The following is a 21,407-nucleotide window of genomic DNA, read 5'->3' as shown; positions in this document are numbered from 1 at the left end:
GTTATGATCACTACGATAATAGACGCCCATTCGAATTCGATCAGAAAACTGACGCAAATTCTGCGCGACTCTGTTGAAGGCATACACATTTTCCCATTTGCGTCCGCTGAATCCATGATTGACGCCATGACCCATGTGGGTATCAGCCCCGCCCTGGCTGTCATCAGCATCAATCAAGTGGCTTATGAACAGGACATGCCGTTCTGTAAATCGATTACAACTTATTGGCCGGCTTGCAAAATAATCGTCTTTTACCGGCAGCGTAAAATGGTCCGGCCATTTCTGGAACTTGGCCCGCATGGATTCTTGAAAAAAGATGCCGACGTAAAGGAAATCCGTGAATGCATCGAATGGGTCCTTAGCGGGAGACGATATTGTAATAACGATTTTATCGACTGGATAATAGGAATAGCGCCCAAAAGACTAAACGCCAGATAACTAACTGCCGCCTACCACGGGTAGTCCCCGGCTCTGCCACCCAATGAATTGGTCAGTGGTACGACATTTTCCAATAAACCCGGCAATGGACAATTGCCGGGTTACCCCATCTAAACTACCGGGAAGTTGCCGCCGTCGACAGCGACGTTCGTCCCGGTAAGGTAAGAAGCCGCCGGACTGACGAGAAAGTTAACTACTTCCGCTGTTTCTGCCGGATCGGCCATCCGGCCCAGCGGCACGCCGCCGACACGCTGCAGCAAGTTCTGGGTCATCTCTTCAGTGCTGATACCCGCCGAGGTAGCCAGTCCTTCCAGGAAACTGCTCATTGCGCCGGTTTTGTTTAGTCCGGGAGAGACGGTCACCACACGTACGCCCTTCGGCGCGACTTCGGTGGCGAGAGACTTGCTGTAAGCATTCAGGGCTGCTTTGGCAGCACTGTACGCCATCGTTGTATCCCACAGGGGAAACATACCGCTGGTAGAGGAGACGTGGATGATGACCCCGCCGCCCGCCTCAATCATACCCGGCAGAAAAGCCCGGTCCAGTCGGACCGCCGCAAGCAGGTTGACTTGCAGGACATTGTCCCAGTCCTTATCGCTGAGCGCGCTGAAACCACCGGCAGGAGCTGTATTCGCGCCCAGGTTGTTAATCAGGATATCCAGCCCACCGAACTGTTCCTTGACTGATGTCACAAGCGGATCTACCGCGACTACATCCGATAGATCCGCTGCGATAAAGTGTACACCTTCGTCGGTCTCCTCCGGCTTACGCCTGGCAGTCACAACGACGGTCGCCCCTGAGATTCTCAATCTTTGGGCAATGGCCTTGCCGATCCCTTTTGTCCCGCCCGTTACGAGGGCGATTTTGCCTTCCAGCACTAAGCCGGTTTCTTGTTTGAACTGCATTGGATGTGAATTTTGAAATGATTGTTTCAAAAAGGACTAAAAAAAAGCTTATCGCAACAACTGGCGCACCATAAAGGCCGCTAATTGCTTAATTTTTGCCGGGTCTTTGTGGAGGATATAGAGCTCATACCAACCCGTGTAGGTACTTATAATATAGTCTGCGAGTAAATCTGGATCCGTATCCTCATTCATAGCTCCCTGTTCGACTGCCTCGCGGATCAGTGTGTACAGAAAGGTATGGGTGAAATCATTGTCGTCTTTCAATAGCGCCTGTATGGCTTTGTCCTCGGGCGACACCTCGAAAGCAGTTTTAATCGCAAAGCATCCCTGGGCATCCTTGATGACCACATCCGCCACGTCATTGATAAAGCTTTCCAGTGCCTTCAGCGGCGAATCGAATGCTTTGGCACGTTCTTCGAGCAGTGCCCTTCTTCTCTTCGTATAGTGTTTGATGCACTGTACGAAAAGTTGATGCTTATCGCCCAAAGTGTTGTACAGGCTACTGGAATTGATCTGCATGGCGTCGGTCAGATCGCGCATAGACGTCCCGTTGTATCCTTTTCGCCAAAAAACATCAAGCGCCTTTTCAATCGCCTGATGCTGGTCAAATTCCACTGTTCTTGCCATACGCGCTTTTTTTCCAAAGGTAACTAAATTCTGAAACAATTGATTCAAAAAAAATGAATCATGAATTTTCCACTGGATTAGCAGCAACACCATCGCCAAGAGGCTGGCGGAGCGAACAAATTGCGAATGCTCGTCCCTCAGAAGCAGAGGTCATTGATTTTGTATACATTATTTGGGTTAAAATTCTAACATACTGGTTACAAAGACTGATTCAACTTACCAGCACAGGGCGTGTTTCCATATAAATCCAAGCAAAATATGACCCTTTAAGCAATCATCTCCAATTAAAACATCGTATTTTAAGAGTTTCACCTTCCTTTTGGCTTCCAAAAAACAAAAAACAGCGAATTTTATTTTTGTATACAAAAATTACATAGTTTTGTATTCATAAATGCGATCACCCGACGCATTGACACTAAGCTTGTTTCGTTTCCAATCGTTAATCCAATTAGTCACTCATTTAACCAAGGTGGTATGAATCATTCGGTTTACCTAAGTTTTGCGCCCGCAATCAGGCAGCTATCGAAATCCAGGGAGCGTTTTACCTTGCTCGTGGGCTTGATGCTGCTGTTGCTATTCACAAACGCGACGGCAGGGCCTGCCTCGCCCCCAAGAGCCGGTGCGTCAGCCCTGGCAGAGATAAAGGGCATAGTTACCGATACATTGGGGAGCCCTATACCGGGCGTCATTGTTCGGGTAAAAAGCACCAATAATGCGACCATCACGGACGAGAAAGGGGCCTACAAACTCAGTAATGTATCGGAAGGCGCCCTGCTCGTATTCAGTATGATAGGCTACGAGCCGCAGCAGGTCATTGCGGGCTCGGGCCGGTTGGATATTAAACTCAAAGTGTCGGACGTTTCGCTGGAAGCGGTTACCATCACCAATGGCTACCGGGTGACGCATATCGCCGAAAATACCGCCTCGACCGGCACCATAGGAGGTAAAGCATTGGAAAACAAACCATTTTCGACCGTCATCAGCTCCATGCAGGGACAAGTAGCCGGGTTTACGGCCCCGGTGACGAGCGGACAACCCGGCGGTTTGGTGGATGTCCGCATCCGGGGCCTGGGCTCCTTGTCGTTGTCTTCCAGCCCGTTGTTCGTCATCGACGGAATGATTGTCAACTCCGGAAAACTGGGTTATAATACCACCACAGCCGACGCCCTGGCGGGGCTGAACCAGAATGATATCGAACGTATCGACGTACTCAAAGATGCAGCAGCCACCGCATTATATGGTGCGCGCGGCAGCACCGGGGTGATCGTGATCACTACCAAAAGAGGAAGCGCGGGCCGGACGCAGGTACGCCTGGATACCGAAATAGGCGTATCCGCGGCCATGAACCCGCCGAAAGCCGGTATGCCGCTCAACGCAAGTCAATATGCCGAATTGTTCAGGGAGACACTGACCAACAGCAATTTCACGCCCGCACAGGTGGAAACATTAGCTGAAAGCTATGGCCTCAACAGCGGCAAAAGCAACAACTGGTACGACCTGGTGACCCGCACGGGAAAGCAGAGCCAATACAATGTCAGCGTAAACGGCGGTTCGGAAAAATCGAAGTTCTTCGGGTCCCTGGGCTACTTCTCGCAGGAGGCCACCACCATCGGTTCCGATTTCCGGAAGATATCCGCATTGCTCAACATCGATCACAAGATCAATAGCAAGGTGGCTCTATCGGCCGGTTTCAACGTGTCGAACGTAAACCAGAATACGCCTTACAGTTCTCAGTTCTCCGGCAATCCCACCTGGGCTGCGCGGTCGCTACGTCCGTTCCAGCTTGCGTATAATGAGGATGGTTCGATTAACACGACTACGCCCGGCAACACGAACTTCCCCGGCATTTACAATCCGCTGTGGATTGCAGAGAAGGATAAAAAATTACTGTCGGCCACCAAAATGCTCGGCAACCTGAAACTGAAATGGGACATTGTGAAAAACCTTTCCTTCTCTACCTACACCAGCGTCGATTACAACGGGTTGGAGGAAACACTCTTCCTGAATGCCACCATGGGAGACGGCGCTTCCCTTAAAGGCCGCAGCAAGAATTATTACACGAGGTATTTCAACTGGTTGTCCAGAAATCAGTTCGACTATCGCTACAATATCCCTGGCTTTAACAACTTTTATGTGAGTGCTTCGGTCGGATATGAAGCGCAAAAATCAAAAGAATACCTGCTGGCGGCCGACGGAAGCGGATTCCCTTCCGCACACGAAGACCTGACCGCCCTCACGAATGCGGCCACGCCACTGGGAACGTACGGACAATACAGCAACTATGCATTCACTTCACTGTACGCGATCGGAGAGGTAAATTTCAAAAACAAGTATGCGATCAGCGGATCTTTCCGCCGGGACGGCTCCTCGCGCTTCCCGAAAGCAAATCGCCAGGCCAACTTCTTCTCGGTAGGCGGCACCTGGAATGTGCATGAAGAGGCATTCTTTGTCAAACAACGCTTTTTGTCTTCTTTAAAAATCAGATCGTCCTATGGTACTACCGGGAACGCCAATCTGGGCAACTACGCGTGGGTACCACAGGCGAGTTACAGCATCGCCTACGGGTATGCAGGTTACAACGGACAACAATATTCCAGCGTGGGCAACATTGATTTGAAATGGGAAACATCCAAAAAGTTCGACGCAGGGGTTGATATCGGACTGGCCAATGATCGCTTCTCGCTCACAGTCGATTACTACCGCAACAATATCGACGGATTGATCCGCTCTATCCCGACTTCTTACACAACAGGTTTTACGGCAGTGAGCCAGAACGTTGGTTCGATGCTGAACCACGGTTGGGAATTCACGGTGAGAGGCGACTTACTCCGTATCAAGGATTTCACCTGGAACAGCAATTTCAACCTTTCGCTCAACCGCAACAAAATTACCAGCCTGCCGGCCGGGACCGCGGTTACCAACGGCCAGTATTACCTGAAAGAAGGATACAGCTTTTACACCTATTACATGCGTGAGTTTGCGGGCGTTGATCCGGCCAACGGCAGCCCGTTGTACTATACGAACGAGTCAAGAACAGAGAAAACAGCCAACATTGCCGACGCAAGCCTGATTGTTCAAAAGAAACAATCTAACCCGAAATACACGGGAGGATTCAACAACCTGTTTACCTACAAGGGCATTACGCTGGGCGTCGATTTCAATTTCAACCTGGGGTATTGGATCTACGGCGCTTCGGACCTTTACCAGACTTCGGGCACCTATTATACCTACAACAAGTACCGGTTTGTGTACGACCGCCGCTGGACCACGCCGGGGCAGGTTACCGACGTGCCTAAAATGTCGACTACAACCGACAACTCGGTGAGCACCTACCGTATTTATAAAGGCGATCATATCCGGTTCCGCAACCTGGTAGTGGGATACGACTTCAAAAACCTGGGCGTATTCAAAAATCTGAAAGTAAACAAGCTCCATCTGTACGGCAGGGCCACCAACCTGTTTACCAAAACATTCGATGACCGTTTGCCTTTCGATCCGGAGGTTGGCTTTTCAGGCTTCGACTCGCAGGATATGCTGCAATACAGAACCTATACAGTTGGCGTAAACATCGGACTATAATCCTTACTGACATGAAAATTAAAAATAAATATACCGCCCTGGCGCTGGCGATACTGATGACCGCTTCCTCTTGCAGCGACAGTTTCCTGGACGAATCGCCCACAACGGCCATTTCGGTCGAACATGCCATCAAAACGGATGGCGATATGATGGAGGCAACCGCCGGGATGTACCGCGTTTTGCAGGGTTATTACCTTTTCGGCCGAAATGCTACCGTTTTCGGGGATATGCTGGCCGACAACGTCTACCTGAGCAGCTCCAACTCCAACCGGCTCATTCCGCATAACAATTTCACCTTCGTTGCGGGAAATGCGGAAACCAGAATGCTCTGGCAACAAGCTTACTATGCCATTTTGCAGGCCAACCGCATCATCGGCTCGGAAATCGCCGAAAATGATAATGTGAAATACCTCAAAGGCGAAGCCTATGCCGTGCGGGCATTGTGCTACCTCAATCTGGTTAACTGGTTCGCCACCCCTCATACCGTAAATCCATCCGCGCCCGGGGTGCCCGTCGTGACCGTTTCGACCGATATCGCAGGTCCGCTGGTATTGCCGGCCCGCAGCACCGTCGCAGAGGTGTATGCGCAGATATTGAGCGATTTGCAAACGGCCTTTGCACTAATGCCCGGCACCACCCCGTCCATTCATATCAACAACACCAATTTCCTCTCCCGGTATGCCGTAAAAGCGCTGGAAGCCAGAGCGCAATTGTACAAAGGCGATTACCAGAAAGCCAAGGACGCCGCGCTGGAAGTCGTGCAAAATGGCGGGTACACGTTGTCTCCAACCAAAGCGGATTTCTCCGCCTATTGGGCCGCTACAACACCCCGCACCGACAAGCTCGAAACACTTTTCGAACTGAACAATTCGGCTACCGCCAACAACGGCGTGGAGGGAATGGACTGGATGTATGCCAAAGGCGGCCTGGGGGAATTGCTCGTGACCGATGACACCTACGCCATTTACAGCGCAACAGACATGAGAAGGGACCTGATCCTGGACGGCACACGGGGGAACAATCAGGTTTATTATGTAAACAAATACCAGAACACGGCCAATACCGACCGCGACGAGATCAAGATGATACGGTATGCGGAAGTGATATTAACGCTCGCCGAATCGTATGCGAGGCTGGCCGACAATGCTAACGCGCTGAAATACCTGAATATGCTTGCCCAAAATCGCGATCCGGAGCAAAAGGCATATGCCTTGTCCGCTGACGAACTGATCAACACAATCCTGCTCGAACGCCGGAAAGAGCTCGCATTCGAAGGCTTGCGGTTCTTTGACCTCACACGTACCAATGTCAGCTACACCCGGCAGAATATGGGAGCCAAGGCGGCGGCCATCTATCCTTCGGTAACCACCACGGATTTCAGAAGATTACAGCCTATTCCGGAATTGGAAATCGCAGCCAATCCAAACGTGGGCCAGAATCCGGGGTATTCCAATTAAACAACTTACGAAAAAGGGGTGCCGGCAGCTTCTGAATCCGGACTCCTTTTTCCCTTTGTGATGATAGTAGTTTCAAATAGCAAAATGTGGCTGGGGTTATCAGCGCTCTTACTGAGCTTGCTTCCTTTATGGGCAGGGGCTCAGTCCTATTACAACAACAACGGCGAGATCGTATTGAAAATCAATGCTTCGGAGGGCCATATCAACAAAGCCACGACAAACATTATCCGTACCGCGAAAGATCAGCGGTCGAAAACCTGGGTAGCACTCAAAAGCGCCCACCCCAGGTCCGCCGCCGATTCAGTCGGCAAATCCGACGTAGTTTTTAAAGTAAAGCTTCCTCACGCGGGCCTGTACTACCTGCGCACCTACGCAGCCGAGAGTGGGCCGCCTACGGGTAAAGCCTCACATATCGGCATTCAGATCGACAACCAGCGGGTCACCCGCCGCATCGTGTTCGATTCGTACCACGGGGCGGCGCAGGTGGCAGGCAAGTTTCATTTCACCGGCCAGAATCAGGAAGTAAAGCTCTGGCTGCCCTATGGCATTCAACTCGCGGTAGTAGAGTTCAAAGAATTCATTCCGCCGGCTGTTCCCGAAGCTGTGAGAAATTACCAGCCGCGCATCAAACCGCCCGCGAGCCGGCCCAGGCTTTGGGTAAACCAGGAATCTTTGCCGGTGGTAAGGACTCGGCTCACGCAGGGAGAAAATAAAGCAGCCTGGGAAAAGGTTACCGCAAGCGCACTGGCGCCGTTCCGGTTCGACTTCCAGGCCGACCAGGAGATTTTCTACCGGGAGGATGTGGAAAAAGCAGCCGAAACCAAAGCCTTTTATTACCTGATGACGGGGGATAAAAAGGTGGGTGCGGAAGCAGTGACTTTGATGACCAATTATTTATCGGTACTCGAATTCGGTAATATCACATACGGGGACATTACCCGTGATGTCGGCCGCTCGATCTACACGGCCGCGCTGGTGTACGACTGGTGCTACGACCTGCTCGATGCTAAGCAAAAAAAGGCGCTTTTCGACCCCATGCATAAACTGGCTACCGAGATGGAAATCGGCTGGCCGCCGTTCGACGAATCGCTGCTGAACGGCCACGGTAACGAGGCCCAGCTGAGCCGCGATCTGCTGGCGATGAGTATCGCCGTGTACGACGAAGACCCGGAGCCCTACCGCTACACCTCCTACCGCATCCTGGAACAGCTGGTGCCGATGCGCAAATTCGAATACCAGTCGCCCCGGCATAACCAGGGCGTGGACTACGGCGCCTACCGCTTCGGCTGGGAAATGCATGCGGTTTGGCTGCTGTACCGCATGAGCGGCCAGACCAGCTTTGACGACAACATCAAAAAACTGCCCGAATACTGGCTTTATATGCGCCTGCCCGACGGCTACATGCTGCGCGATGGCGATATGTTCAGCATCAAAAACAAAGGATCGCAGCCTGTTTACTGGAAGCAGCCCCAGACCATGCTCCTCTCCTACGCCTATTCGAACAACCCGCTGATCAAAGGCGAGTTTGAACGGCAGGGCGGCCTTCCCGATAATCCCGTGTTATACCTGCTGGTCAATGACCCGTCATTAAAAGCCGACCATGACCTGACGAAGCTACCGCATACCAAAGACTTCGGTCCGGTGCTCGGCTCGATGATCGCACGAACCGGCTGGGACAACACGCTGAACAGTAGCGATGTAATCGCGGAAATCAAAGGTGGCGGATACAATTTCGGGAACCATCAGCATGCCGATGCGGGCGCGATGCAGATTTTTTACAAAGGCATTCAAATGGGGGATATTGGCCTTTACCTTTCCTACGGCCCGCCGTATGATATGGAATTCAATAAAAGATCTATATCGCATAGCACCATGCTCGTGCTGGACCCGAATGAGCAGCTGTTGTTCCGCACCAAGAGACATGACGGCGGTTCCAGGTTCAGTCAGCGGTTTCCATTGTCGCCGCAGGAAACGGTCAGCGACGCCTGGTATAACTACGGCTCGGTGGTTTCGTCCCATTTCGGTCCTGACGCCATTAAGCCTACATACAGCTATTTCAAGGCCGATTTGACAGCAGCCTATACCCAAAAGGTCAGTCATTTTACCCGTGAGTTCTGCTTTTTGGATTTAAACAGAAAAGATGTCCCGGCGGTCATTATCCTTTCCGACGACATCGCCAGCTCTAATGCGGATTTCACCAAATACTGGCAAATCAATACGCTCAATGTGCCTGACACAACCGGCTCGGTTATCACGCTGCACAACCAGCTGAATGGCATCACGGGCCGAACGCATGTCAATATGCTCGTTCCGGCTCCATCGGCCAGAAACCTTGAAATCAAAAGCGGCAAGGAAGCGAACAGCACCTTCGGACAGCAATTCGAGGTCAAGTCCGACAAACCGGAAGCCAACGCGCACCGGATCATGGTTTCTCCTAAAAACAAAAACAGGCAGGATCGCTTCCTGACGGTTTTCCAAATGCTTTCCGATAGTACTAAGCCTCTCCCCGTGCAATTCTCCGAGCATGACGGACGCTACCAATTGACTTTCGCTGACCGGGTCGTGAGCATGAGTGCTTCGCCCGGCCTCGCCGTATCCGCATTCACGGTAACCGTTCCCGTGGACACTACCTATCAGGTGGTACTCACGGGGTTAACGTCCGGTTTCTGGTCGGTCAAGGGCAACAAGGATGTCGCGGCCGCTAACTATGACGTCAAACCCGGCCAGAACGTGATCTATTTCACTTCAACGGGGGGCGTATTGGAGGTAACGCCCGGAAGATCCCAGGAGCCGCAGGATGTGCAACCTCCGGCAAAACCCTGAGAATCAAAGCATAAAACCGAATAAATCACAGTAACCAATACATTTTTTATATAACTGAAATGAATGATATGAACACGCTAATCAAATCATCTGAAATTTTAAAACGCAATGAGAACTACATTCCGGGAGGGGTTGTCTCGCTCAACCGCAAGTCGGATCCTAATATATGCTTTACCAAAGGGAATGGAAGCCGCGTATGGGACGTAGACGGCAACGAGTACATTGACTATCAGGCCGGTTTTGCCGCGTCCTTTCTGGGGCACAACGACCCGGACATCAACCAGGCCGTGCGCGAAACATTGGAACGCGACGCTGTTTTGATGGGAGCCGGACCGACGGACCTGGAAGGAATTTTTGCGGAAATGTTTATTCGCAGTGTTCCCACCGCAGAGAGCCTGCAAATCACAACCACAGGCTCGGAAGCGACTTACCACGCGATCCGCATTGCACGCGCCGCGACCAAAAAACAGCACGTGATCGTAATGCAGGGCGGGTACAACGGCTGGCATAACGACGTGGCCTGCAATGTGATCAGCAGCCTCGCGGACGTGGGCCCGCGCGTAAGCCCGGGCGAATATCCATTCGACTCGCTCTCGGCCGGTATCCCCGATGTGCACAAATCGCTGGTCCATATCATCAATTACAACGACCTGGCGTCAGTCGAGTATGTGGTCAAGCGATATGATATCGCTTGTATCATCCTGGAACCGCTGCTGCAGAACATCGGGATCGTCAAGCCCCAACCGGGCTACCTCGAAGGATTGCGAAAACTGGCCGATGCGCACAATTTCCTGCTCATTTTCGACGAGGTCAAAACCGGCTTCCGCCATGCATTGGGCGGCTACCAAAGTATTTGCGGTGTGACGCCCGACTTGAGCACTTTCGGGAAAGCCATCGCCAATGGTTTCCCGCTGGGCGTGATTGCCGGAAAGAAAAAGTACATGGATTACTTCGTTCATCCCGAAAAAGAAAACCGGGTACTGATCGCGGGCACCTACAACGCATTTCCGCTGACCACCATGGCCGCGATTGCGACGCTGAAAAAACTCGCGTCAGCCGAACATGACGTGTACGGCCACGTAAACAGGCTCGGAGCGATGCTGGAAGAAGGGCTCAACTCCATTTTTTCTGAAACCGACCAGCCTTATTACCTTGCACGCCAGGGTTCTGCCTATTGCCTCTACCTGATGGACCACGCGCCGGCAGACCTCCACGATATCCTGAATAACCACGATTTTGCGCTCGACAAAGCCTACCGCCTTGCATTGATTGAAAAGGGCATTTACAACTTCCCGCTGCCGATCAAACAAGGCAGCATTTCATTCGCCCACACCGAAAAGGATATCGAGATAACCCTGGACAAGACCCGCGAGGTCGTCAGCAGCCTGTTCAAAGGCGTTGTCGTGCCATAAACACATTTGTTACCCAATCATGAAAATCACCGCCATTGAAACCAAAGTTTGCCATGCCCGCATGCGCAACTGGATATTTGTTAAAATCATAACCGATCAGCCGGGCCTATGGGGCTGGGGAGAGGCCACCCTCGAATGGCATACCCGCTCGGTAGTCGGCGCGATCGAAGACCTTTCGCAACTGCTGATCGGGGAAGATCCCCGCCGGATCGAGTACCTGTGGCAAATGATGTACCGCCAGCATTTCTGGCACGGCAACGGCGTCGTGCGCGGCACGGCGATCAGCGGTATCGACATTGCTTTGTGGGATATTCTCGGTAAAATTCATGGTGTGCCCTGTCACGAACTATGGGGCGGCCGCGTGAGGGATTACATCAGGTTGTATTGCCACCTGGGCGGGGGCAAGATGGAAGACTTTTATGAAACCCGCCGCGACGACGCCAAACGTTTCGGTGAACTTGCCCAAAAAGCCGTAGAGGACGGGTTCACGGCCTTCAAATCCATGGCTGTGCCGGAAACGGCACCCCTGGAAGGCTTGCAGCCCGTGCACTATGCAGAAGCGTGCGTAGCCGCCATGCGCGAAGCGGTCGGTGATTCGATCGACATCATGGTCGACTGCCACGCCCGCCCTTCCCCACGGATGGGAATGCTTTTCGCGAAAGCGCTGGAACCCTACGGCCTGTACTTTTTCGAAGAGCCATGCTGGCCGGAAACGATGGAGGATATCGCGCTGATCCAGCGTTCGGTTCGAACGCCCATCGCCAGCGGCGAGCGGCTCACAGGCATTCACGCATTCAGGGATATGCTTGAAAAACGTGCGGTGAGTGTGATCCAGCCTGATATTACCCACTGCGGCGGGTTAAGCGAAGTCCGTAAAATTGCTGCACTCGCCGATGCCTACCGGGTGTCCGTCGCGCCGCACAACCCGCAGGGCCCCGTAAGCACGGCAGCTTCGATAGAATTTGGATTTTCCGCGCCTTCGTACATCATTTGTGAAAGCGTGCACAACGATGTGGCCTGGCGGCAGGATGTAGTGCAGGAAGGCTTTGTCGTGGAAGAAAAAGGAAGGATCGTGAAGCCGAACGCATTGCCCGGCCTCGGAATCGAAATCAACGAAAAGGAAGTAAGCAAGCATCCGTTTCAGCAGGAAGTATTGCAACGCAGTTTTTACAAGGACGGAAGCGTCGGCGACTGGTAGTAAGCCGGTGCCTTTAAACAGGATTCAATAAATGAATAAAATCTTTCAGGAAAAGGTCGTCGTGATCAGCGGTGGGCTGGGTGATATCGGCACTGCCATTGCGCTAGCATTTGCTTCCGAAGGGGCATCGGTGGCGATCGGTGATGTGAAACCTGCGCAGGAAGCGGAATCGTTGCTTGCTGCAATCACCTCGCAGGGCGTGCAGGCACATTACCGGCAGGTGGATGTTTCGCGCCCCGACGAGGTGGCCAGCTGGATCGCGGCCGTTGAAAATGCGCTGGGAACGCCGCAGATCGTCATCGCCAATGCGGCCACAGTCACCATAGCCGGCATTGAAACCGTGACCGACCAGCAATGGGCGAGCGAGATCGCTATCAATCTCAACGGCTCGTTCTACCTGAGCCGCACGGCGGCTTCGCGCATGATCGCCCGGCAAATTCCCGGCCGGATCATTTTCGTGGGAAGCTGGGCAGCGCATGCCGTCCATCCTAATCTGCCGGCCTACTCGGTATCCAAAGCCGGTGTGCGAATGCTTTGCCAATGCATGGCGTTGGAACTTGCGCCGCACCAGATCCTGGTGAACGAAATCGCGCCGGGCTATGTGGAGGCCGGACTGAGCGCGGCCATCTGGAAAACCGCGCCGGAACTCGCCGAACAAGCCAGACAGCGCGTGCCGGTGAAAAAACTGATAACCATCGGGGAAGTGGCCAGACAGGTGCTGCACCTCTGCCACCCCGACAATCTCCATATGACAGGCAGTACCCTGCTGATGGATGGTGGCCTTTCCCTTTTAACCTGAAAACAATGATATCCTACCCTATTGTAGCCAACCCTTCTTTTTCAGGACTGATCGGCGTGTCGCAGGCAGACATTACCCCTCCGGCGGGTATTTATGCAAAAAATTGGGGCGCTGCGACGCACGAAACCGCGGAAGGTGTACACAAACCGCTGTTTTTAACGTGTATTACATTCCGGTCGATCGGGATGGATCAGCCCCTCGTGCTGATCGGGGCAGACCTCGGCTGGTGGAAAAGCGCGGATGACGAGCAGTTTCTCCGGAACGGGATCCTGGCCGAAACAGGATTACCGGCTGAGCACCTTATGTTCTGCCTGTCACATACCCATGCCGGCCCGAGCCTCTTCCGCGAAGATGCGGCCAAGCCCGGCGGGCACCTGATAGAACCCTACCTGATCGAAATTCGGGACAAATCCGTATCTGCCATTCGCCGGGCAATGGCAGCCGAAACCATGGCAACCTTGACCTGGAATTACGGCAAATGCTCCCTGGCCGTCAACCGCGATTTGCCCGAACAGGGAAAGGAGCGGTTACTGGTCGCGATGAATCCCGGCCAGCCCGCCGATGATACGCTGCTGGTGGGAAGGATTACTAGCCTCAACAACACGGTCATCGCCACGATCGTCAACTACGCCTGCCACCCTACCACCCTGGCCTGGGAGAATAAGCTGATTTCGCCTGACTACATAGGGGCCATGCGCGAAATGGTTGAAACGGCCACGGGAGCCCCTACCCTGTTTCTGCAAGGCGCGTCGGGCGAGCTCTCGCCGAAGGAGCAGTACGTGGGCGACACGGCCATTGCAGACCGCTACGGCAGACAGCTCGGCCACGCCGTGCTCACAACGCTTGAAGACATGCTTCCGGCAGCAACCGGCCTCTCCTTTCAGGGAGCTGTCGAATCGGGAGCCCCGCTGGGCATTTGGACGCAAACCCCGCTGGTACCGCCCCAAACCATCGCATACGCCCTGACGGAAATACCTTTCATCCTCAAAGATATGCCCTCGCTTGCCGAAATAGAGGCGGAGTGGGCTGCCTGTACCGACGCGGTGACCAGGGAAAGGCTGTGGCGAAAAAGGGGGATCCGAAAAACGGTAGGCGACGGGCGCACCAGCGCCATGCCCCTCTGGACATGGCGCCTGGGAGATTCCCTGCTCATTGGCCAGCCGAACGAGGCCTATTCGGACTTCCAGCAACAGCTTCGCGCCCAATTTAAGGGAAAGGCTGTGGCGGTGATCAACATTGCGAACGGCTACGCGGGGTATCTGCCCCCCGAAAATATGTATACCAGGGACACCTATGCCGTCTGGCAGACGCCCTTCGAAGCAGCTTCCCTGGAATTGCTGATCGAAAAAACCATTGAAACCGCTCAAAGAATCCTCGGAGAATGAATATAAACCTGACCTTGGCGGATGCCGTCATTTTTGGCCTCTACATACTGAGTATTCTCCTGCTAGGCCTGTACGCTTCCCGAAAAGGCAAACAGACCAAACGCGACTATTTCCTGGCAGGCGACAAGCTGCCCTGGTGGATGATCGGCGGAAGCATTATCGCCTCCAATATCAGCAGTCATCACCTGGTAGGCGCGATGGGCGCCGCCTACAACCGGGGCTTTGTGGTGATCGCCATGGAATGGGGGGCGATCCTGATCGGCTTTAATGCACTGCTCTGGATTTTTCTGCCTTTCTACATCCGGAACGGGTTCTACACCATCCCTGAATTTCTGCATAAAAGATTCGGCACTGCGGCCAGGAGCACGTATTCCGTTTTGATTTTAATGACCTACATTTTTGTAGAAATAGCGGCCGTACTGTACCTGGGCGCACTTTCCCTGCACGCGTTGCTGGATATCCCGGTGATCGTCAGTATCATTCTGCTGGCTTTACTGACCGGCCTTTACACGATTTTGGGCGGCTTGCGGGCGGTGATATGGACGGAAATGTTGCAGCTCGTCGTGCTCGTTGCCGGCGGGATTATCCTGACGGTCGCCACACTGAATGCTACCGGGGGCGTGGAATCTGTACTGGCAACGACCAAAGACTGGGAGCTCATCCTGCCTTCGGACGATCCGGATTTCCCCTGGACGATGTACCTGGGCGGCCTGCTCTGTATCAGCATTTTCTATTGCGCTACCAACCAGTTTATCGTGCAGCGCGTGCTGGCCGCCAAAAACGAATGGCACGCACGGATGGGCGTTATTTTTGGAGATTATCTCAAATTCCTCGTGCCGCTGATCATCACGATCCCCGCACTCGTGGCGCCACGCCTGATCCCGCACCTGGACAACCCAGACCTGCTTTTCCCGATGCTGGTAGCCAAACTGCTGCCTTCCGGGCTGATAGGCCTGGTAATGGCCGGGCTGATTTCAGCCGTGATGTCGCATTTGTCCGGGGCTATCAATTCCTGCACGACGATATTGACAGTCGATGTGTACCTACCCCATTTTGCCAAAAATGCCTCCGACCAGCAGGCTGTTCGCTTCGGACGTGTAGCCGGAACCCTCATTGTGGTGGCAGGTATCCTTTGTACGGGATTGTTGATGAATTACTCCGATAAGCCGGTTTTCATTTACCTGATGAATGCCTACGGACTATTTACGCCGGGAATCGCGACCATGTTCCTGATGGGAATTTTCTGGAAGCGGACCACGCAGGCAGGCGCATTGGCGGCCGGCATCCTGACCATCCCGCTCTCGCTGCTGATAGAATTTACATTCCCGCAAATGCCGTTTTTCAACAGAACGGGTATCGTGTTCTGGATTTGTATGCTACTGTGCCTGTTGACAAGCCTGCTAACCAAACCCAAGCCCGAAACTGAACTCTCCGGACTGATCTGGAACCGCGAAAGCCTGCGCCTGTTACCCGAGGAGCGCGACCAGCAACGCGGCATTCGAAACCCTTTCTACTGGTGGGCCTTGATCACCGCCGCCGTGCTGTTTTTCTACATTCGTTTTGCCTGACGAAGTGTATGGTAAGGACATGGATCGAGGTATGCCGGCCTTTACGAGCGCGTTCAAATAGGTATTAACTTTATAAATTCGTTTATTTGAATTAATACTTTTTGTATACACAATGAAACAAGATTCACAGGCCAGCAAAGTGTACATGGAGCTGCGGCGAAAAATCCTCTCCAACCAGCTCTCGGCAGGAAGCAGGTTGAAAGAAGATGCTTGGGCAAAAAAAATGGAAGTCAGTCGGATTTCTGTCCGCGAGGCGCTGACCAGGCTTTTAGGCGAAGAACTTATCGTTTTCGGGGAAAAGGGGGGCTATTTTGTCAAATCACTGACTGCCCAGGACGTGAAAGAAATTCGCCAGATGCGGCAAATTTTCGAAATAGGCGCGCTCAGACTGGTCGTACAGAACAGGGATCCCCAGGTGATTACCAAATTGGAGGAAATCTGCGACGACTTTTCAACGATGATCCAGCGCGGCTACCTTGGCGGCGCGTGCGAAGCGGATATCAAATTTCATGAAACCCTGATTGCCAGTGCAGGAAACGAGAAATTGAAGATGCTGTACCAGGTCAGCAATATCCCCCTCTTTCATCAGAAACTTGGGCAAGCCCAATCACACATGGACGACTACGAGCTTACCGACATCGAGCACCGGCAAATCCTGGAAGCCATCAAAGCCAACGACCTGGAAGCAGCCGAATCCTTGCTCAACAAGCATTTGCTGCGAGGGGAAGCTGCCGTGCTGGAAGGCGTCGATTAGGGTGCCGCTACCGCGTTTAAATCGTTCCAGAAACATCAAAGTATACATTTTTTAAGTATATTTGCATACAAATTATTATTACCTCGATCAATACCTACCCGGCGATCATGAATTGGGAAGTTGCGGGTAGTTTCCGCTGTCAGTTAGGCGAAGGCCCGGTGTGGGATGTGGCCAGCCAAAGTATATTATGGGTGGATATCACAGCGGGCAACATCCATCAGTTTTGCCCCGACACGGGCGCCCATTCTAGCTATTTTACAGGACAACAAACAGGCTCGATCGTTTTGGAAAGGTCGGGACAGCTGGTAGCCGCCTTGCAAAACGGCTTTTTTCGGATCAACCTGCGGGATAAGACCCAAGTACCGATTGCAGATCCTGAGCGGCATTTGCCTGGTAACCGGTTTAATGATGGCAAATGCGATCCGGCCGGACGTTTCTGGGCGGGAACCATGTCCGTTCGAGACGAACCGGGAGCCGGTAAGCTCTATTGCCTCCACAGAGACCTCACGGTATCGGTGAAGATCCGGGGCCTGGGTTGTTCCAACGGGCTCGCTTGGAGCCCGGACCAGCAAACGTTCTACTTTATCGATTCGCTGGCCCGAAATGTGGTTGCCTATGACTATGACGTAGCCACCGGTACAATCTGCAATTCCCGTACTATTCTGGAAATACCGCCGCAAAATGGCATTCCCGACGGCATGACCGTCGATACGGAAGGGATGCTCTGGGTGGCATTATGGGGCGGCGGCAAAGTGATACGGATCAACCCTGCCACCGGCATCATCCTACATGAAATCGGCTTGCCGGTGAGTCTGGTAACCTCCTGCACATTCGGGGGAAAGGACCTGCGCGACCTGTACATTACCTCGGCCAGCATTGGCCTGACTGGCCATGAAATGCAACAGCAGCCACTGGCCGGCTCGCTTTTTATTTGCAGGAACACTTCTTTTCAGGGGTACGCGCCTCATCTGTTCGTCGGCTAGGCGGGTAAAAGATGTTCCTTGCGGCTACTATTTTTGTAGCCTTAGAGAAAAACTAAAACATGAAAGACATATCCAAAGCCAACACGGCTTACAATGAAATTCGCAAACGAATACTGTCCAATCAGGTGATGGCCGGTGCAAGACTGCGCGAGGATGAATGGGCAAAAAAGCTGGAAGTGAACCGGGCAGCGGTACGTGAAGCGCTTACAAGGCTATTGGGAGAGCAATTGGTGGTACCCGGCGAAAAAGGCGGCTACTTCGTCAAATCGTTTACCGAGGAGAATGTGACCGAGATACGCGAACTGCGTAAAGTACTGGAAATGGGCGCATTGGAAATCGCGATTAGCAAGATCAACCAGGAACAATTGGACGAGCTTTCAAAGATTTGTGACGAGTTTACGGCGATGGTCAGCAGAGGGTATTACGGAGGAGCGCTTGAAGCCGATATGAAATTTCATGAAACGCTGATCGCCGCGTCCGGCAATCAAAAGATTGAAAATATCTACCATTCAAGTAATATTCCCCTATTCCATCAAAAACTCGGAAAAATCAAGAGCCACCTGGATGACTACCTGCTTACCGATCAGGAGCACAGGGAAATTCTGGCGGCCATCAGAAACGCAGACCTGGAAAGAGCACGGGAAGCACTTACAAGGCATTTGATGCGCGGAGAAGTGTATTTGTAATGGATAGTTTGGTCATTTAAAACAGAATTACTTACTGTTCAGCACCTCAACATCCGACATCCTGAATTTGGGAATATTCGCTTTTCCGAAATCGATCAGCAGGTTGCCCGTCAATCCTTTATGCACAATAGACACATTCGTTAAAAGCAACTCTTTCACATCCATGTGATCGTCAAAACGGAACGTTGGTTCAGCATACCGGCCCTCTTCCCTCCTGACGCCTTCAATGACCAGTCGGTCGATTTCCGAATTTTTAAATGTGACAGGCGCATAGGAAGCGTGCAGATCGGGATGCTCCGATCGGGAATAAACGTTGGTGCCTTCGATACGGGAAACCTTGACGTTTGAGAAATATCCCTTCTTATCGAACAAACTATAAAACAACACCGAGGCGGCAGCAGTATTGCCTTTGACATTGTCGATCGTGATGTTCGAAACGCGGGTGTGTTCAAACGTGTAGAATGCTACACCTTTCAATGCCGGGATAGAGTCGTAGATACTTTCCGGGAAGATGTTGCGTACCGTCACGTTTTCGTAGTTCCTGGCAGGGAACGGCGACATTTTCCCCTGAAAACTGGCACCGCCCGACGCAAATGCAATGAGATCGTCGTTGGTAAAGCCCGAAATATTCTCGATCAGTACATTGTTCCCCCCACCGGTAACACCGTCCCCGTTGTGGTTCAATGCGCTGGTAAACCGGGCATCGCGGAACGGGTTTTGCTGAAAGCGAATGTCGTGTATGTACACACTGTCGCATTCCATGTAGGCAATCCCCCAACTGCGGGTGCTGTCGATCTGCAACTTGCCTACTTCCAGGTTTTTGACCTTGTAAAAGAAGAACCCGAAACAAAAGTCCGAGTTTTCGACCTTGTCGCGAATGGTACGTGTTTGCGTCCAGGCGTTGCCGTTCCATTTCCCCCCAAAGACCCTGATGTTTTCGTTTCCTTTCCGGATATCCTTATTGCGGAGCAGGTACTGGTTGGACGATTTCTTCAATTCCAGATACGCCCCCGGATCGGCAACGAGCGTGAAGTTGGAAGGGAGCAGCAGAGGAGCCGACAGTATATAGCGACCGGCCGGGATGTCCAGGCGGTTGGTCCCTTTTTGGGCGGCGCGGTCGATGGCTTTTTGCAGAGCTTTGGTGTCGTCCTGTTGACCAATTGCACAAAATGCGGTGGCACAAACCAAAAGAATCGTTAACAGGTACTGGAATTTCACGGGTTCGGGAGGTTAAGGATTATGGATGCTGTAAAAATAAGGGTTTAGGTAGAGACTGCCCATAGCCGGCCGCGGCCGGCTATGGGCATCGAAATGGCGGATTAATAGCCGTTGTTCTGTTTCAAACCGTTCGACAGGTCGATCTGCGCCTGCGGGATCGGATAGACCTTCATGAAATCCTTTGGCGCAAGATTCACCACGACAGGTGTTTTGGCCGCATAATTGTAAAGGCGCTCCTCCTGCGTCATCACGGTCAGGTACTTGCCGGTGCGTACCAGGTCAAACCAGCGCTCGTGCTCGTAGGCAAATTCCAGTTGCCGCTCGTTGAGGATCAGGTCCATAAAATCGGCGGCTTCCGTGCCTTTATAGTTGTGCGTTGCATTTCCGAAAGCGCGTTCTCTGATTTTGTTAAGCTGAATCAATGCATTGGCTTTGTCACCCAGTTTGAAAAGCGTTTCGGAATACAGCAGCAGAATATCCGCATAACGCAGCACCGGAATGTCAATGCCCGATGCGCCATAGGAATGCTTGACGGCATATTTGCTCACATACGGGTAGTATATTGGCTCGGCGTTGGGCTGTGCCGGTGAAGTCCACCATTCCTGAACCGTAGCTGCCTTACGCTTATCCCCCGTCTCGTATTTCTTCATCAGGCTCCATGACGGCAGCGAAGTTTCGGCGCCGCGATCGGCGATCCCTACCAGGCCGCCATTAGGGGTGTAGGATGTTGACAGGCTTTGCCCGTTGGTTCCGTCTACATACTTGACCGTGAACAGTATTTCGTCGTTGTCTTCCGATTCGAGCTTCCAGAGCGAGGCGAAATCGCTGACCAGCTTATAATCCTGCTCATTGACGAGCTTTTCCAACTGTGTTTTCGCGTTTGCCCAGTCCTGACGGTAAACATACACTTTACCCAAAAGGCCCATTGCCGCCCCTTTGCTGGCACGCCCGGTGGCAATGGATTTGCGCGCAGGCAGCTTGGCAATTGCGTCGGTAAGGTCTTCGACGATCAGCGCATATATTTCGTCCTCGGTCGATTTAGGCAATGCCGCCGCTTCGGTAATGGAAATTTTATCGACGACTTTGGGAACACCGCCAAAAACCCGCACGAGATCGAAATAGAACAGCGCCCGCATGAATTTGGCCTCTCCGATATATTGGTCCTTCAACCCTGCGCCATAGTTGGTAGGCGTGTCGATATTGAGCAATACAGCGTTGGCCCGAAAAATGCCGTTGTAAGTCGTGTTCCAGAATGCGGCTGTCAAAGCATTGTCGGCGTTCACAGTCAGGAAATCGACATCGTTAGAGCCGGCGATGGTCGTGTTGGCCGACATATACAGGTTGTCAGCCGGCACTTCCATCAGCAGGTAGTCGGTCGGGCGGCGGGTTTGTAGTGAATTATACACGCCAAGTACAGCCTGGTTGATATCATTGGCTGTCTTATAGAAATTCGTCGGCGTGAGTACCGATTCCGGTGTGAGGTTCAGCAGCTTGTCTTCGCAGCTGGTCAGGCCCAAGGTGATCAACATCAGGCCGGTTTTCATATGTTTTGTAATTCTCATATCCTGATTTTCA

16 protein-coding genes are annotated in these 21,407 nt (G+C 52.6%); 12 read left to right on the top strand and 4 right to left on the bottom strand.

Features of this window, described 5'->3' with window-relative positions; translation table 11 throughout:
* The first annotated feature begins 3 nt into the window (after nucleotides 1-3).
* Nucleotides 4-438, top strand: a complete 435-nt coding sequence (locus J2Y43_RS09375) for a hypothetical protein (protein ID WP_309981927.1) — start codon at nucleotides 4-6, stop codon at nucleotides 436-438.
* Between the two features lie 110 nt (nucleotides 439-548).
* Here J2Y43_RS09375 and J2Y43_RS09370 read toward each other — a convergent pair whose 3' ends face one another.
* Nucleotides 549-1,343 carry an SDR family oxidoreductase gene (locus J2Y43_RS09370; protein ID WP_309981926.1) on the bottom strand — a complete coding sequence of 265 codons (795 nt, stop codon included), beginning with the start codon at nucleotides 1,341-1,343 and terminating at the stop codon, nucleotides 549-551.
* Between the two features lie 48 nt (nucleotides 1,344-1,391).
* Nucleotides 1,392-2,063 (bottom strand): TetR/AcrR family transcriptional regulator, encoded by a 672-nt coding sequence (locus tag J2Y43_RS09365; RefSeq protein WP_309981925.1) that lies wholly within the window; start codon nucleotides 2,061-2,063, stop codon nucleotides 1,392-1,394.
* Nucleotides 2,064-2,444: 381 nt separating this feature from the next.
* Between J2Y43_RS09365 and J2Y43_RS09360 the strand changes: the two genes are divergently transcribed.
* The 11 genes from J2Y43_RS09360 to J2Y43_RS09310 all read left to right on the top strand — a co-directional run bounded on the left by J2Y43_RS09360 (nucleotide 2,445) and on the right by J2Y43_RS09310 (nucleotide 18,614).
* Entirely contained in the window at nucleotides 2,445-5,549 is a 3,105-nt protein-coding gene (locus J2Y43_RS09360; RefSeq protein ID WP_309981924.1) for a SusC/RagA family TonB-linked outer membrane protein, read from the top strand.
* Between the two features lie 11 nt (nucleotides 5,550-5,560).
* Nucleotides 5,561-7,006: a RagB/SusD family nutrient uptake outer membrane protein gene (locus tag J2Y43_RS09355; protein ID WP_309981923.1), complete on the top strand. Its 1,446-nt coding sequence runs from the start codon at nucleotides 5,561-5,563 to the stop codon at nucleotides 7,004-7,006.
* 60 nt (nucleotides 7,007-7,066) lie between these two features.
* Nucleotides 7,067-9,829, top strand: a complete 2,763-nt coding sequence (locus J2Y43_RS09350) for a hypothetical protein (protein ID WP_309981922.1) — start codon at nucleotides 7,067-7,069, stop codon at nucleotides 9,827-9,829.
* Between the two features lie 68 nt (nucleotides 9,830-9,897).
* Nucleotides 9,898-11,241, top strand: a complete 1,344-nt coding sequence (locus tag J2Y43_RS09345) for an aspartate aminotransferase family protein (protein WP_309981921.1) — start codon at nucleotides 9,898-9,900, stop codon at nucleotides 11,239-11,241.
* 19 nt (nucleotides 11,242-11,260) lie between these two features.
* Nucleotides 11,261-12,439 (top strand): galactonate dehydratase, encoded by a 1,179-nt coding sequence (gene dgoD, locus J2Y43_RS09340; RefSeq protein ID WP_309981920.1) that lies wholly within the window; start codon nucleotides 11,261-11,263, stop codon nucleotides 12,437-12,439.
* A 31-nt stretch (nucleotides 12,440-12,470) separates the two neighbouring features.
* The gene (locus J2Y43_RS09335) at nucleotides 12,471-13,238 is read left to right on the top strand and encodes an SDR family oxidoreductase (protein ID WP_309981919.1); all 768 of its coding nucleotides are present in this window, start codon (nucleotides 12,471-12,473) and stop codon (nucleotides 13,236-13,238) included.
* A 5-nt stretch (nucleotides 13,239-13,243) separates the two neighbouring features.
* Nucleotides 13,244-14,623, top strand: a complete 1,380-nt coding sequence (locus J2Y43_RS09330) for a hypothetical protein (protein ID WP_309981918.1) — start codon at nucleotides 13,244-13,246, stop codon at nucleotides 14,621-14,623.
* Entirely contained in the window at nucleotides 14,620-16,191 is a 1,572-nt protein-coding gene (locus J2Y43_RS09325; RefSeq protein ID WP_309981917.1) for a sodium:solute symporter family transporter, read from the top strand. Before J2Y43_RS09330 ends, J2Y43_RS09325 begins: the two co-directional genes overlap by 4 nt.
* Before the next feature lie 112 nt (nucleotides 16,192-16,303).
* Nucleotides 16,304-16,945, top strand: coding sequence for a GntR family transcriptional regulator (locus J2Y43_RS09320; RefSeq protein WP_309981916.1), 642 nt, complete (start codon nucleotides 16,304-16,306; stop codon nucleotides 16,943-16,945).
* Nucleotides 16,946-17,052: 107 nt separating this feature from the next.
* Entirely contained in the window at nucleotides 17,053-17,928 is an 876-nt protein-coding gene (locus tag J2Y43_RS09315; protein ID WP_309981915.1) for an SMP-30/gluconolactonase/LRE family protein, read from the top strand.
* A gap of 59 nt (nucleotides 17,929-17,987) precedes the next feature.
* A complete protein-coding gene (locus tag J2Y43_RS09310; protein WP_309981914.1) occupies nucleotides 17,988-18,614 on the top strand; it encodes a GntR family transcriptional regulator in 627 nt (208 codons plus the stop codon).
* 27 nt (nucleotides 18,615-18,641) lie between these two features.
* Here J2Y43_RS09310 and J2Y43_RS09305 read toward each other — a convergent pair whose 3' ends face one another.
* Together J2Y43_RS09305 and J2Y43_RS09300 are read right to left on the bottom strand one after the other, a co-directional pair.
* Nucleotides 18,642-19,832, bottom strand: a complete 1,191-nt coding sequence (locus J2Y43_RS09305; RefSeq protein WP_309981913.1) for a glycosyl hydrolase family 28-related protein — start codon at nucleotides 19,830-19,832, stop codon at nucleotides 18,642-18,644.
* 101 nt (nucleotides 19,833-19,933) lie between these two features.
* Nucleotides 19,934-21,394: a RagB/SusD family nutrient uptake outer membrane protein gene (locus J2Y43_RS09300; RefSeq protein ID WP_309981912.1), complete on the bottom strand. Its 1,461-nt coding sequence runs from the start codon at nucleotides 21,392-21,394 to the stop codon at nucleotides 19,934-19,936.
* Nucleotides 21,395-21,407 lie beyond the last annotated feature (13 nt).

Origin of the sequence: Dyadobacter sp. BE31 (genome assembly GCF_031457695.1) — a bacterium.
Taxonomy (GTDB): domain Bacteria; phylum Bacteroidota; class Bacteroidia; order Cytophagales; family Spirosomataceae; genus Dyadobacter.
Note: the sequence above shows the minus strand (reverse complement) of the source record. Positions and strands in the feature narration are given on the sequence as shown.

Coding starts and splice junctions, on each gene's coding strand:
- J2Y43_RS09325 (WP_309981917.1), top strand. CDS start 14,620: ATGAATATAAACCTGACCTTGGCGGATGCCGTCATTTTTGGCCTCTAC.
- J2Y43_RS09345 (WP_309981921.1), top strand. CDS start 9,898: ATGAACACGCTAATCAAATCATCTGAAATTTTAAAACGCAATGAGAAC.
- J2Y43_RS09375 (WP_309981927.1), top strand. CDS start 4: ATGATCACTACGATAATAGACGCCCATTCGAATTCGATCAGAAAACTG.
- dgoD (WP_309981920.1), top strand. CDS start 11,261: ATGAAAATCACCGCCATTGAAACCAAAGTTTGCCATGCCCGCATGCGC.
- J2Y43_RS09335 (WP_309981919.1), top strand. CDS start 12,471: ATGAATAAAATCTTTCAGGAAAAGGTCGTCGTGATCAGCGGTGGGCTG.
- J2Y43_RS09320 (WP_309981916.1), top strand. CDS start 16,304: ATGAAACAAGATTCACAGGCCAGCAAAGTGTACATGGAGCTGCGGCGA.
- J2Y43_RS09300 (WP_309981912.1), bottom strand. CDS start 21,394: ATGAGAATTACAAAACATATGAAAACCGGCCTGATGTTGATCACCTTG.
- J2Y43_RS09365 (WP_309981925.1), bottom strand. CDS start 2,063: ATGGTGTTGCTGCTAATCCAGTGGAAAATTCATGATTCATTTTTTTTG.
- J2Y43_RS09330 (WP_309981918.1), top strand. CDS start 13,244: ATGATATCCTACCCTATTGTAGCCAACCCTTCTTTTTCAGGACTGATC.
- J2Y43_RS09350 (WP_309981922.1), top strand. CDS start 7,067: ATGATAGTAGTTTCAAATAGCAAAATGTGGCTGGGGTTATCAGCGCTC.
- J2Y43_RS09315 (WP_309981915.1), top strand. CDS start 17,053: ATGAATTGGGAAGTTGCGGGTAGTTTCCGCTGTCAGTTAGGCGAAGGC.
- J2Y43_RS09370 (WP_309981926.1), bottom strand. CDS start 1,343: ATGCAGTTCAAACAAGAAACCGGCTTAGTGCTGGAAGGCAAAATCGCC.
- J2Y43_RS09360 (WP_309981924.1), top strand. CDS start 2,445: ATGAATCATTCGGTTTACCTAAGTTTTGCGCCCGCAATCAGGCAGCTA.
- J2Y43_RS09355 (WP_309981923.1), top strand. CDS start 5,561: ATGAAAATTAAAAATAAATATACCGCCCTGGCGCTGGCGATACTGATG.
- J2Y43_RS09310 (WP_309981914.1), top strand. CDS start 17,988: ATGAAAGACATATCCAAAGCCAACACGGCTTACAATGAAATTCGCAAA.